Annotated in this window: 10 protein-coding genes; 6 read left to right on the plus strand and 4 right to left on the minus strand. The window is 65.9% G+C overall.

The window, feature by feature from the left end:
* The first annotated feature begins 47 nt into the window (after positions 1-47).
* From E5S69_RS04985 to E5S69_RS05000, 4 genes are all read left to right on the plus strand, one after another.
* A complete protein-coding gene (locus E5S69_RS04985; RefSeq protein WP_171513935.1) occupies positions 48-593 on the plus strand; it encodes a Lar family restriction alleviation protein in 546 nt (181 codons plus the stop codon).
* A 124-nt stretch (positions 594-717) separates the two neighbouring features.
* Positions 718-1,230: an HD domain-containing protein gene (locus E5S69_RS04990; RefSeq protein WP_171513936.1), complete on the plus strand. Its 513-nt coding sequence runs from the start codon at positions 718-720 to the stop codon at positions 1,228-1,230.
* A 790-nt stretch (positions 1,231-2,020) separates the two neighbouring features.
* Positions 2,021-2,932, plus strand: a complete 912-nt coding sequence (locus tag E5S69_RS04995; protein WP_236901229.1) for a fimbrial protein — start codon at positions 2,021-2,023, stop codon at positions 2,930-2,932.
* Between the two features lie 105 nt (positions 2,933-3,037).
* Positions 3,038-3,439 carry a hypothetical protein gene (locus E5S69_RS05000; RefSeq protein WP_171513937.1) on the plus strand — a complete coding sequence of 134 codons (402 nt, stop codon included), beginning with the start codon at positions 3,038-3,040 and terminating at the stop codon, positions 3,437-3,439.
* 15 nt (positions 3,440-3,454) lie between these two features.
* Here E5S69_RS05000 and E5S69_RS05005 read toward each other — a convergent pair whose 3' ends face one another.
* Positions 3,455-3,949 (minus strand): DUF1854 domain-containing protein, encoded by a 495-nt coding sequence (locus E5S69_RS05005; protein WP_171513938.1) that lies wholly within the window; start codon positions 3,947-3,949, stop codon positions 3,455-3,457.
* Positions 3,939-6,233, minus strand: a complete 2,295-nt coding sequence (locus tag E5S69_RS05010) for an ABC transporter ATP-binding protein (RefSeq protein ID WP_171513939.1) — start codon at positions 6,231-6,233, stop codon at positions 3,939-3,941. Before E5S69_RS05010 ends, E5S69_RS05005 begins: the two co-directional genes overlap by 11 nt.
* Positions 6,234-6,468: 235 nt before the next feature.
* Between E5S69_RS05010 and cphA (E5S69_RS05015) the strand changes: the two genes are divergently transcribed.
* Complete coding sequence (cphA, locus tag E5S69_RS05015) at positions 6,469-9,102, plus strand: cyanophycin synthetase (RefSeq protein WP_171513940.1); 2,634 nt, start codon at positions 6,469-6,471, stop codon at positions 9,100-9,102.
* Positions 9,103-9,145: 43 nt separating this feature from the next.
* Complete coding sequence (cphA, locus tag E5S69_RS05020) at positions 9,146-11,716, plus strand: cyanophycin synthetase (RefSeq protein ID WP_171513941.1); 2,571 nt, start codon at positions 9,146-9,148, stop codon at positions 11,714-11,716.
* A gap of 138 nt (positions 11,717-11,854) precedes the next feature.
* Here the strand turns inward: cphA (E5S69_RS05020) and E5S69_RS05025 are convergent, their stop codons facing one another.
* Positions 11,855-12,514, minus strand: coding sequence for an amino acid ABC transporter permease (locus E5S69_RS05025; RefSeq protein WP_171513942.1), 660 nt, complete (start codon positions 12,512-12,514; stop codon positions 11,855-11,857).
* Positions 12,515-12,624: 110 nt separating this feature from the next.
* Positions 12,625-13,446, minus strand: a complete 822-nt coding sequence (locus tag E5S69_RS05030; protein ID WP_171513943.1) for a transporter substrate-binding domain-containing protein — start codon at positions 13,444-13,446, stop codon at positions 12,625-12,627.
* Positions 13,447-13,545: the final 99 nt, after the last annotated feature.

A 13,545-nucleotide genomic window follows, 5' to 3' on the forward strand; every position in this document is an offset into this window, starting at 1 on the left:
CCCCGGAACGCTCGTGATGAACTGAATCTCTCTGCAATGGAGGCAACGTGACCACCCCCGCCACTACCCCAGCAGATCTGCTGCCGTGCCCGTTTTGCGGCGCAGGCGAAACTGTTCTGCACGTCAACAAGGGGACATGGAACGGCCAGGGATATGGCGAGCCCGTGAGTATCGAGATTCGCCATTGGTGCCCGCAGGAACCTGGGCAGCCATCCCGCCCAATCTTGCGCATCGGCCGCGACGAAGCATCGGCCATCGCCGCGTGGAACCGCCGCGCCACCCCCTCACCGGGGAAGGCGGATGCAGAGATGGAGGAACGCCCGAGCCTCAGCAACCCGCTGACCGCATACGGCATGCTGGTGCGCGCGCTGCGCATGGTGGCTAACACCAGCCTTTACGAAATGGCCCAAGCCCATGGAGTCAAGCCTTCCGATCTGTCAGCCATGGAATTTGGGCGCAAGCCTGTGACGATTGAGGACGTAGCGATGGCGGATCGATTCTTCGCTGACCGCGGCGTGCAAGGGACCATTTGGCCTTTGACCGCTGCAATGCATGCCGACGCCGCCATCCAGCAGGAGCGGGACAAGCAGTGACCCGCACAGCCCAACGCCTGTATTTTCGATTTACAACGTATCGCCTGTGAATGCAGCAAGCAGCAGAAGAGATCATCGAGACGACCCGCCGGGCATGGCTCGGCGCAGAAACTGGTACGGACAAATGACACTTGCCTACAACGCCATGATGTTCGCCCGCGAGGTCCACAAGGACCAGCGGCGCAAGTACACGAACAACCCATACGCAGACCATCTGGCGGAGGTTGCCGGGATCGTGGCCACTGTCGGTGAAAACGACGATGTGTGGCTGGAGCAAATGATCGCGGTCGCGTGGCTTCATGACTGCGTCGAAGATCAAGGCATCACGTCGACCGAGTTGCTGGAACGATTCGGACTGAAAGTAACGGAAGGCGTGTGCTTGCTGTCCGACCTTGAGACTGGCAACAGGGCCGAGAGGAAGGCCGCATCCCGCGCGCGCCTTGCCGCTGCTCCTGGCTGGGTCCAGACCATCAAATGCGCCGACCTGATCAGCAACACGTCGAGCATCGTCATGCATGATCCGAAGTTCGCCGTCGTCTACCTGGAGGAAAAGCGCCTGCTGCTAGACGTGCTGACGAAAGCCGATCCTCGGCTAGTTGCGATCGCGCGGGAGCAGGCCGGTTATGAGGTGGAGTAACTCCGGACGCCGGTTCGATTCCCGATCCGGAATCGAATTGACCGGCCTGAACTTCCAGCCGCCGTGGCATTCAACTTATTTGGGGCCGGGTGGATGCGCGGGCCAAGGGCTGGGGCGGCTTTGCGGCGATGGATTCAACTTGCGGCGATGCATCATTGAAGATACTAACGGCCACAGGGTGTTAGCAACGGGGCTTCGGCCTCGTTTTTCATGGCTCGCCCAAGTTTCGCCCAAGTATTCGGGCGAAGTAGCGAAACCATAATCAGATCAAAGACTTACGCGGATTGACGTGGCGGGTTCGATTCCCGCCGGCTCCACCAGTATTCAGTCCGATGCAGTACCAGCAGGACCAGAAACCCGCGACAGCCCCGGCTGCGCGGGTTTTTCTTTGCCTGGCGGCGCCACCATGGCACCGGCACAAGCGCCATCCCCATATTTGGGGATGCCAGGTGCGTCAGGCAGGCCCATCATGCGATACGGGCGATCCGCGACTCGCCCGCTGCCACTTGAAGCCCTCGTCCACCCTGGCCGAGGGCTTTTTCTTTGGCGCCGGGTCTCCATCGGTGGAAAGTTCCGACCCAAAAATAGGGCAAGCCTTATCGCTTCATGCGTGTGCTGCTCATATCGTAGCGGCAGACGTTGGCATAAAGATGGTTGCCAGCGGCCGCAACCCATGACCCCTGCTATGAACGGAACACACTTTCTTCGAACGCTGCGTCGCTGGCTCGTCGTGTTGGCGTGCATTGCGGCGCCGCACTATGCCTGCGCCGCGTGCAGCTCCACCCCCGCGATGCCCTATTTGCAGACGCTCGACACCATGGCGGTCGCCGCCAACCTGGCGGTGGGCAGCACGATTCCGGGAACCGTGCGCAGCTACCAGATCAGCGGCGCCTGCACCTATGTGCAACCGTGGGTAGTGCCGGGCGCGCCCATCGTCTCGTGCTATTACGGTTCGGGTACCGAGGTCATGCCCGGCGTCTACTCCACCGGCGTGCCGGGCGTCGGTATTCGCCTGCGCAATGCAGCCGGCCAGCCGATGACTAATGCTTCAGGCGTCTGGTGCGACACGCGTTCGGCAAACCTTGGCTTTCTCAATCCCGATCTGACCTATTCCATCGCGGTAACGATCGAGTTCGTCAAGACCGGCGCGATCTCCACCGGCAGCCTGGATCCCTCCCAGACCCGATTTGGTTTTGGCGTCTACAACGGCTCCCTGGATGGCGCGTTGGGGGCAACCAGCAACAATTACATCGGCTTTTCCGGTGTGATCGCGCTGCGCGAAATCGCCTGCAATATCAACTATCCCACCACCGTCAACTTGCCCACCATCAGCGCCAGCACGCTCGCAGGCCGGGCCGTGAGTGGCAGCACCCCGTTCGCCATCCAGTTGACCTGCAACGACAATGCCATTGTCGGCATGACGCTGGACGGCGCCGCGGGCACCCCGGTGATTTCGGCCGCGACCGGCATCCTGGGCATTGCCAATGCCGGCACTGCCGGCATTGCCAGCGGCGCGGGCGTGCAAATCGTCGATGCCAGCGGAACGAGACCGGTACCGCTGCAGACGCGCAATGCCATGGGCAACATCCTGGGCCAGCTTCCTGCAACGTACCGCTTCGGCGCCCGCTATGCCGGCCTCGGCGGCATCCCTTCGCCGGGCCAGGTGACCAGCGCGATGATCTTTACGATGGACTACCAGTAGCCGCAACGAATCGCGCATCGGCAAAAAATTGCCGGCGCACGATTCACCGCTACAGCGCGGGCGAAAGACTACAATAACCGGTTGCAGTCATTGAAGGCTTTCGCGATGTCCGACCATCCCCGCTTCACCATCAACCGCTCCATGATCGCCCTGGTTCCGGAACAGCCGTTCCTGGAATGGATCCAGGCAGTCGATCCCCAGCCCGTGGCCGGCCTGACGCTGGAGCAGGTGCGCGAAGACCAGAGCGTGTTCCTGCTGCCCGAGGAACTGGCCGATACGCACGAGAACGCCGTACATTGGGTCGAGAAGCGCTGGCAGGCGTTCTTCGAATTCATGCTCGGCGAATGGTTCGACGATTCGGCGTGGCCCGAGGAACTATCGCTGCAGATGTTTCGCGAGTGGTTCAGCGTGCGCTATCACTCGATGGTGTTCGACATGGCGCCTGACGTACCGGTGATGCACGACGACTGGGACGACGAGGACGATTCGTCCGAGCTGCTGCACTGATCTCCCGGCCGCCCCTCAAAGGAAGCGGTCAAGTATCTTGCGGCTGTGCTTGTCCAGCGCCATCAGGTCGCGGATCAGGTAATGGATGCCGTGCGTGTCCGAGACCAGCAGCGTGCTGCCGGCCAGGCGCCGGATCGCCTCTTCGCCGCGCAGCACCAGGTCGGTCTGGCCGCGGTCGGTCTTCACCGTCCACACGCTGGGCGTGGCGTAGGTCGACACACTGACGATACGCTCGATCTCCGGCATGAACTCGCGCGAGGCCAGTTCCGCCTCGATCATGTCGCGCTCGGCGATCGGCAGGTCTTCCAACCGCGGGATCCATACCACCTCATGCCCGTCGGTGCTCATCATGCCAATGCCGCCCCGCGGCGCCGAGATCGGGAAGGCGCGCACCGGAACCACGCCCTCGTGGACGGTGCCGTCCTCGGCAATCAGCACCAGGCGGCCGAAAGGATTGCGGTCGAGCGTAAACACAGGGGCCGGCGCGGCGGCGGCGATGTCATTGGGCATGGGCGGTCTCCGGGATCTCGATGGCCTCTTCTGCGTCGTCGTCTTCGGTATCGACATTGCGCGCCTGCGCCTGGTAAAGCTTGTAGTACGCGCCTTCGCGCAGCAGCAATTCGTCGTGGCTGCCCACTTCGACAATCTGGCCGCGGTCCATCACCACCAGCCGGTCGGCCTTGCGCAGCGTCGACAGACGGTGCGCAATGGCAATGGTGGTACGGCCCTGCACCAGGTTGTCGAGCGCCTTCTGGATTTCCTTCTCGGTGGCGGTATCGACCGACGAGGTGGCCTCATCCATGATCAGGATGCGCGGGTTGATCAGCAGCGCGCGCGCAATCGAAATGCGCTGGCGCTCGCCGCCCGACAGCGCCTGGCCGCGTTCACCGACCAGCGAGTCATAGCCGTGCGGCAGCCGCAGGATGAACTCATGCGCGTGGGCGGCCCGCGCGGCGGCAATGATCTCTTCACGCGTCGCGTCCGGCTTGCCATAGGCGATGTTGTCCGCGATCGTGCCGAAAAACAGGAACGGCTCCTGCAGCACCAGGCCGATATGGCGGCGGTACTCCGAAACCGGCAGCGAGCGGATATCGACACCGTCGACACGGATCGCGCCCTCTGACACATCGTAGAAGCGGCAGATCAGGTTGACCAGGGTGCTCTTGCCCGAGCCGCTGTGGCCGACCAGCCCGATCATCTCGCCCGGCGCGATCGACAGGTTCAGCCCGCGGATCACCGCGCGGTTGCCGTAGCGGAAGCCCAGGTCACTCATGTCGATGGCGCCCTCGACCCGATCCAGCCGGGCCGGCCGCGCCGGCTCCGGCACGCTCGACACATGGTCGAGGATGTCGAAGATGCGCTTGGCCCCGGCGGCGGCCTTCTGCGTCACCGAGACGATGCGGCTCATCGAATCCAGCCGCGTATAGAAGCGGCTGATATAGGTCAGGAACGCCACCAGCACGCCCACCGTGATGGCACTGTGCGAGACCTGCCAGATGCCGAACACCCATACGATCAGCAGCCCGATCTCGGTCAGCAGCGTTACGGTCGGCGTGAACAGCGACCAGACCGCGTTGACGCGATCGTTGATCGCGAGGTTATGCTTGTTGGCTTCGCGGAAGCGCGAGACTTCGCGCTTCTCCTGGGCAAAGGCCTTGACCACGCGGATGCCCGGGATGGTGTCAGCCAGGACGTTGGTGATTTCGGACCAGATCCGATCGATCTTCTCGAAGCCGTGGCGCAGGCGATCGCGCACCAGGTGGATCATCCACGCGATAAAGGGCAACGGCACCAGCGTCACCAGGGCGAGCCAGGGGTTGATCGACACCAGGATCGCCGCTGTCATCACGATCATCAGCACATCGGTGGCGAAATCCAGCAGATGCAACGACAGGAACACGCAGATGCGGTCGCTTTCTGAGCCGATGCGCGCCATCAGGTCGCCGGTGCGCTTGCCGCCGAAATATTCCAACGACAGCTTTAGCAGGTGTTCGTAGGTGGTCGTGCGCAGATCGGCGCCGATACGCTCCGATACCCGCGCCAGCAGATAGGTGCGCGCCCATCCCAGCGACCAGGCCACCAGCGCCGCCCCGAGCAACCCGGCGAGGTAGAGGCGCACCAGGCCATAGTCAATCGGGACGCCGTTCTGGAACGGAATCAGGACCTTGTCCATCAGGGGCATGGTCAGGTATGGCGGCACCAGCGTGGCGGCGGTCGACAGCAGCGTCAGCAAGAAGCCGCCCAGGAGCGGCCAGCGGTAGGGCCGGGCAAAGCGCCAGAGCCGCAGCAGCGCCCAGGTCGACGGCGGCGTCTCGAGTTCGCGGCTGCATTGGGGACACTGTTCCTCGTCGGGCGGCAGCGGCGCCTTGCAGGTCGGACACAACACCTCTCCCGCCGCGGCGGCCGGACGCGAAGCGGCGGCGTCGCGCTGGGCCTCGAACTGGTCCGCCAGCCGCAGGGCCGCCGGATTGTAACCAAGCGTATATCGCCAGCTGGCGAGCCGGCCTGCCGGGCCGCTCAATTCCAGCGTGCCCACCCCTGCGTGATCGGTGTGCGACAGGCGTAGCGTGGGGGCGATGTTCCATTCCCGCACATTTTTTTCACCGGGGGCGCGGGCAACCATGCGCTGGTCCGTCACAACCAGCCACCCTTGGGTAAAATGCAGCCTCGCGTCGAGGTCCAGTGCCAGTCCGGCCAAGACAGTCTCGCCGGGTCGGAGCCACGATCCGGCTTCAGCCCGCCAGGGGTCATCGGCGGCAAGGGCAGTAGGGACAGGCAGGGCGGACTGGGTCATGGATGGCGCGGCGTGCGTCCGGGAGTTGCGGACATTTTGAAACAATTTAGGCCGGGCACGCGCTGGCGGCCCGTGAATTCGCCCGCAGTATACATAACGATGAACATGCGGGTGGCCTGATGCGTTGCACAATCACTTTTACACCAAGAAAGTCAACCCGCTCTGTGCTGTAACGTTACTGAAAGGTTAGGCTTCCATTTCTCGGGCGTTCCGCCCACTGCCTCAAGCTAATTCAATGAAAAAGAAGGACATTGAGATTTTCGATGTCATGTCGCTGCGCGGCCCGAATATGTGGACATATCGGCCCGTCTTGGAGGCATGGGTCGATATCGGGGAACTGGAGGACTTTCCCTCCAACACGATTCCGGGGTTTTACGAGCGCCTGTCGGCCTGGCTGCCGTCGCTGATCGAGCATCGCTGCAGCATCGGCGAGCGCGGCGGCTTCCTGCAGCGGCTGAAGGAAGGCACCTGGCCGGGCCATATCCTGGAACACGTGACGCTTGAGCTGCAAAACCTGGCGGGCATGCCGGGCGGCTTCGGCAAGGCACGCGAGACGCCGGTGCGCGGCGTCTACAAAGTGATCGTGCGCGCCTGGCACGAGGAAGTCACCCGCGCCGCCCTGTTCGCCGCGCGCGACCTGGTCATGGCCGCGATCGAAGACCGTCCGTACGACGTGCCGGCCACGGTGGACCACCTGCGCCGCCTGGTCGACAAGCATTGCCTGGGTCCCAGCACCGCCTGCATCGTCGACGCCGCGGATGACCGCGACATCCCTGCGATCCGCCTGTCGGACGGCAACCTGGTGCAATTGGGCTACGGCGCGCGCCAGCGCCGCATCTGGACCGCCGAAACCGACCGCACCAGCGCCATCGCCGAAAGCATCTCGCGCGACAAGGACCTGACCAAGAGCCTGCTGGAATCCTGCGGCGTACCGGTGCCGGAAGGCCGCCTGGTCGAATCGCCGGAAGACGCCTGGGATGCCGCCGAGGACATCGGCGTGCCCGTGGTGGTGAAACCCTATGACGGCAACCATGGCCGCGGCGTGTTCACCAACCTGATGACCCGCGAAGAAGTGGAAACCGCCTACGGCGTGGCCATCGAGGAAGGCAGCGGCGTCATCGTCGAGCGCTTCATCCCCGGCAACGAGCACCGCCTGCTGGTGGTCGGCGGCCGCCTGGTCGCCGCTGCCATGGGCGAGACCGCCAGCGTGGTCGGCGACGGCAAGTCCACCATTGACGAACTGATCGAGCTGCAGATCAATTCCGATCCGCGCCGCGGCAGCACCGAGGACCACCCGCTCAACTGCGTGCGGCTCGACTCCGCCGCGCGGCTGGAACTGAAGCGCCAGGGCATGGACGGCAGCACGGTGCCGCCGCAGGGCCGCCCCGTGCTGATCCAGCGCAACGGCAACGTCGCCTTCGACGTCACCGACCGCGTGCACCCCAGCGTCGCCGCGCATGCCGCGCTGGCCGCGCGCGTGGTCGGACTGGATATCGCCGGCGTGGATCTGGTGGCCGAGGACATCTCGCGCCCGCTGCACGAACAGCGCGGCGCCATTGTCGAAGTCAACGCCGGCCCCGGCCTGCTGATGCATATCAAGCCCGCCGAGGGCACGCCGCGCCCGGTGGGCCGCGCCATCGTCAACCACCTGTTCCCCGAGTCCGAAGACGACCAGGGCCGCATCCCGGTGGTCGGCGTGACCGGCACCAACGGCAAGACCGTGGTGGCACGCCTGGTGGCGCGCCTGCTGCAGCTGTCGGGCAAGCATACCGGCCTGGCCTGCAGCGATGGCCTGTTCCTGGACCGCCGCCAGGTGGAAAGCGGCGACCGGTCCAACTGGGAAGCCGCCCACCGCATCCTGATGAACCGCGCGGTCGAGGCCGCCGTGTTCGAGAACGACAGCGGCAGCATCCTGTCCGAGGGCCTAGCCTATGACCGCTGCCAGGTCGGCGTGGTCACCAACTTCGACCAGCCCGACCATCTCGGCGACTATTACGTCGAAGACGAAGACCGCATGTACAACGTGCTGCGCACGCAGGTCGACGTGGTGCTGCAGAATGGCGCGGCCGTGCTCAACGCGCGCGACCCACGCCTGGTGGAGATGGCCGAACTGTGCGATGGCGACGTCATCTTCTTTGGCCTGACGCCGGAGCTGCCTGCGATCGTGTCGCACCGCGCCGCGGGCAAGCGCGCGGTGTACGTGCGCGAAGGCAAGATCGTGCTGGCCAGCGGGACCAGCGAGACCGCGCTGGTGGACGTGGCCGCGGTGCCGCTGACCTATGCCGGCCGCGTCGCGTTCCAGGTCGAGAATGTGCTGGCCGCCGTGGCCGCCGGCTGGGCGCTGGGCATCTCCAATGACCTGATCCGCGCCGGCGTGGTGACCTTCGATGTCGGCCAGGTCGACGTGCCGGGCCGGTTTACGCTGTTCGAGCGCAACGGTGCCACGGTGGTGATCGACGACGCCCACAACGCCCCCGCGCTGGAAGCGCTGGCGACCGCGCTGGACCGCTTCCCGGCCGAGCGCCGCATGGTGGTCTACGGCGCCGGCGCGCAGCGCCGCGACGAAGACCTGGTGCGCCAGGGCAAGGCCCTGGGCCAGCATTTCGACCGCGTGTTCCTGTGCGAGGACCGCAGCGTCAAGCGCGCCCTGGCCGACGCCGAGGCGCGCGCGCTGCTCAAGCAGGGCCTGTACGAAGGCCGGCGCGTGACCAAGATCATCGACGAAGGCACGCGCGCCAGCGCCATCGAAACCGCCCTGAGCCAACTGGTACCGGGCGACCTGCTGGTGTTGCAGTGCGACGAGGCTGCTACCGGCGCGACCGTCGACCTGGTGCACCACTGGATGGGCCAGCCTGCCCGCCGCGCCTGACGCCCCCAGCCCAACCGCGCATAGAAGACACGGAAACCGTTCTATGGAAGTCTCCCGTATCCGGGCCCTGCGGGGCCCGAACCTGTGGTGCCGCCACACCGCCATCGAGGCGATCGTGGCCTGCCAGGACACCGCCAACATGCTGTCGGCGCTGCCCGGCTTTGAAGACCGGCTGCGCGCGCGCTTCCCCGAAATCGGGCCGCTGCGCCCCGACGAGGAATCGGGCGAGCTGTCGCTGGCCCACGTGCTCGAAGTCACGGCGCTGCGCCTGCAAGCGGCCGCCGGCTGCCCGGTGACGTTCAGCCGCACCGCGCAGACGGTCGAGCCCGGCATCTACCAGGTGATCGTGCAGTACAGCGAGGAAGAAGTCGGCCGGCTCGCCTTCGAGCTTGCCGAAGCGCTGTGCAACGCGGCCCGCCACGACACCGCGTTCGACCTGGCCGACGCGCTGCACCGCCTGCGCGAGCTCGACGAGGACGTGCGCCTGGGGCCGAGCACAGGCTCCATCGTCTACGCGGCGGTCGCGCGCGGCATCCCGTACCGGCGCCTGACGCAGGGCTCGATGGTGCAGTTCGGCTGGGGCAGCAAGCAGCGCCGCATCCAGGCTGCCGAGACCGACCGTACCAGCGCCGTGGCCGAGTCGATCGCTCAGGACAAGGAACTGACCAAGACCCTGCTGCACGCCGCCGGCGTGCCGGTGCCGCTGGGCCGCTCGGTGCGCAGTGCCGAAGAGGCCTGGGCCGCGGCGCAGGAAATCGACGCGCCGGTGGTGGTCAAGCCCCGCGACGGCAACCAGGGCAAGGGCGTGGCGGTGCGCATCCGCACCCGCGAGGAAGTAATGACCGCCTACGAGGTGGCCTCGGACATCAGCTCGGACGTGATCGTCGAGCGCTATATCCCGGGCCACGATTTCCGCCTGCTGGTGGTCGGCAAGCAACTGGTCGCGGCCGCGCGCCGCGATCCCCCCCAAGTCATCGGCGACGGCATGCATACCGTGCGCCAGCTGGTCGAGGAAGTGAACCGCGACCCGCGCCGCGGCGAAGGCCATGCCACCTCGCTGACCAAGATCCGCTTTGACGACATCGCGCTGGCGACGCTCGCCAAGCAGAACCTGACCGCCGATTCCGTGCCCGCCAACGGCACCCGCGTGGTGCTGCGCAACAACGCCAACCTGTCCACCGGCGGCAGCGCCACCGACGTGACCGACGACGTCCACCCCGACATCGCCGCGCGCGCTGTCGCGGCCGCGCAGATGGTGGGCCTGGACATCGCCGGCGTCGACGCGGTCTGTGAAACCATGCTCAAGCCGTTCGAGGAACAGGCCGGCGGCATCGTCGAAGTCAACGCCGCGCCGGGCCTGCGCATGCACCTGCAGCCGTCCTACGGCAAGGGCCGCGCGGTCGGCGAGGCCATCGTCTCGACCATGTTTGCCGACGGCGACGACGGCCGCATCCCGGTGGTGGCGGTCTCGGGCACCAACGGCAAGACCACCACGGTGCGGCTGATCACCCATATCATGGCCAGCAGCGGCTTGCGCATGGGCATGACCGGCACCGACGGCGTCTATATCCAGGGCGAGCGCATCGATACCGGCGACTGCAGCGGCCCGCGCAGCGCGCGCAATGTGCTGCTGCACCCCGACGTGGACGCCGCCGTGTTCGAGACCGCGCGCGGCGGCCTGCTGCGCGAGGGCCTGGCCTTTGACCGCTGCGATGTGGCGGTGGTGACCAACGTCGGTGAAGGCGACCACCTCGGCCTGTCCTACATCAACTCGGTGGAAGACCTGGCAGTGCTCAAGAGCGTGATCGTGCAGAACGTGGCGCCGCACGGCATGGCCGTGCTCAACGCCGCCGATCCGATGGTGGTGCGCATGGCCGACGCCTGCCCCGGCAGCGTCACCTTCTTCGCGCACGACCCCGACCAGCCGGCCATGGCCACGCACCGCGCGCAGGGCAAGCGCGTGGTGTTCGTCGACGGCGCCGACATCGTCGCCGCGGAGGGCGACGCCGAAGTGCGCATCGCGCTGGCCGAGATCCCGCTGACGCGCAACGGCACCATCGGCTTCCAGGTCGAGAACGCGATGTCGTCGATCGCCGCCGCGTGGGCGCTGGGCGTCGACTGGTCGGTGATCCGTCGCGGGCTGGCCACCTTCGTCAACGATGCGCAGACCGCGCCCGGACGCTTCAATGTGTTCGACTACCGCGGCGCCACGCTGATCGCCGACTATGGCCACAACCCGGATGCGATCCTGGCGCTGTGCAACGCGATCCAATCCATTCCGGCCAGGCGGCGGGTGGTGGTGATCAGCGGCGCGGGCGACCGCCGCGACGACGACATCCGCCGCCAGACCCAGATCCTGGGCGGCGTGTTCGATGAAGTTGTGCTGTACCAGGACCAGTGCCAGCGCGGCCGCGCCGACGGCGAGGTGCTGGCGCTGCTGCGCGAAGGCCTGCAGGGCGCGCAACGCGCCAGCCAGGTCGAGGAAATCCACGGCGAGTTCCTCGCCATCGATACCGCGCTGTCGCACCTGCAGCCGGGCGACCTGTGCCTGGTCCTGGTGGACCAGGTGGAAGAGGCGCTGGGGCATATCGCCGGTCGCATCGCGCAGGGGTAAGTCCTTCCGCAGTGCCGCGGGGCGCTCCCCTCTCCCATAAATGGGAGAGGGGAGCGCCCCGCGCAAGGTGAACTTCCTCAGCAACAAAAAAGCCGGTTCCAGGGAACCGGCTTTTTTTGCGCACAGGCAAGCTTGATCTCAATGCCTTCCCGGCAACGACAACCTCCGCTCCAGCCTGTGCTGCAGCCCGGACAACCCCGTGCTCAACACCCAGTAGATCACCGCCACCGCCAGGTACAGCGGCAACGGCTGGTACGTCGCCGCGATCACCTCCTGCGCGGTGCGCAGCAACTCCGTCACGGTAATCACCGACACCAGCGAGGTATCCTTGATCAGGCTGATCAGGCTGTTCGACAGGCTCGGCACCGCCAGCCGCAGCGCCTGCGGGCCCACCACATAGCGTAGCGCCTGTGCCGGCGTCAACCCCAGGCTGTATGCGGCCAGCCATTGGCCGCGCGCCACGCCGACGATGGCGCCGCGCATGCTTTCCGACAGGTACGCCCCCACATTCAGGCTCAGCGTCAGCACGCCGGCCGGGGTGGGCTCCAGCGCGATGCCAACGCCCGGCAGCCCGTAGTACACCACAAAGATCTGCACCAGCAGCGGCGTGCCGCGCATGACGCTGACATAGGAGCGCGCCACCGCCTTGAGCGCGCGGCTGTGGCTGATGCCCATCAGCGCCACCACGGTGCCTATCATCAGCCCGAACAGCATCGACCACAATGCAAACTTGATGGTCAGCAGCGTGCCCTGCAACAGCACGGGCAGGGAATCGATGACGAGCTGGAGAGCGGACATGGGCGTGGCGGCGGACAATGGGTAAGAAAACAAAGCGGCGCGGCAGCCATGCAGGCCGCCGCGCCGCGACATGATACCGCCCGGCTCGCTGGCCGGCTTACTGGATCGGCTTACTTGATCGGCTTGCCAACGGGCTTGGTCACGTCGGTGCCGAACCACTTCACCGAGAGCTTGCCGAGCGTGCCGTCCTTGCTCAGGTCTTCCAGCGCACGGTTGATGGCTTGCGCAAACTTGGGGTTGTCCTTGCGGAACGGGATCGCCACCTGCGTGGTGGCGCCCGCCACGATGGCGCCCGGCCGCAGCGGCAGGTTGGCGGTCTTGACCAGGTAGGCGACCATCAGCCGGTCATTGAGCGCGGCGTCGACACGCTGTGCCGCCAGGTCGCGCAGGTACTCAGGCGCGCCGGGATAGGTCTTGACTTCGATGCCGGCCACTGACTTGGCCAGGTCGTTGTAATTGCTGCCCAGGCTGACGCCGAGCTTGTGGCCCTTCAGGTCTTCCAGCGACTTGAACTGGCGCTTGTCGTCCTTGCGCTGGATCAGCTGCGCATCCGAGTAGACGTAGGGCGTGGAGAAGTCCAGCACCTGCTGGCGTTGCGGCGTGACGTTGACCTGGTTGACGATCACGTCAAACTTGCCCGCCTGCAGGCCGGCGATGATGCCGCTCCATTCGGTGGTGACGAACTCCGGCTTGACGCCAAGCTTGCCCGCCACCGCCCGCGCCACGTCCACGTCGAAGCCTTCCAGCTCGTTCTTTGCGCCACGGAAGCCGAACGGGGGATAGGTGCCCTCCAGCCCGATCTTCAGCACGCCGGCCTGCTTGACGGTGTCGAGCAGGTCGGCGGCATGGACCGCGGTGGCCGCCAGGCCGGCGCCAGCCACCAGGGAAGCGGCCAGCAAGGATTTGAACCAGCCAGTACGAAGCGATCGCATATGTTCTCCAGTCGATGCGGATAGGCAATATGGGGCAGCGCCGGCAGGCCTCTTTTGGGGGCCGCCGGTCGGTTGTGCTGCTATGAGCCTATATCGGGC

This window comes from Cupriavidus necator (assembly GCF_013141915.1).
Lineage (GTDB): Bacteria > Pseudomonadota > Gammaproteobacteria > Burkholderiales > Burkholderiaceae > Cupriavidus > Cupriavidus necator_B.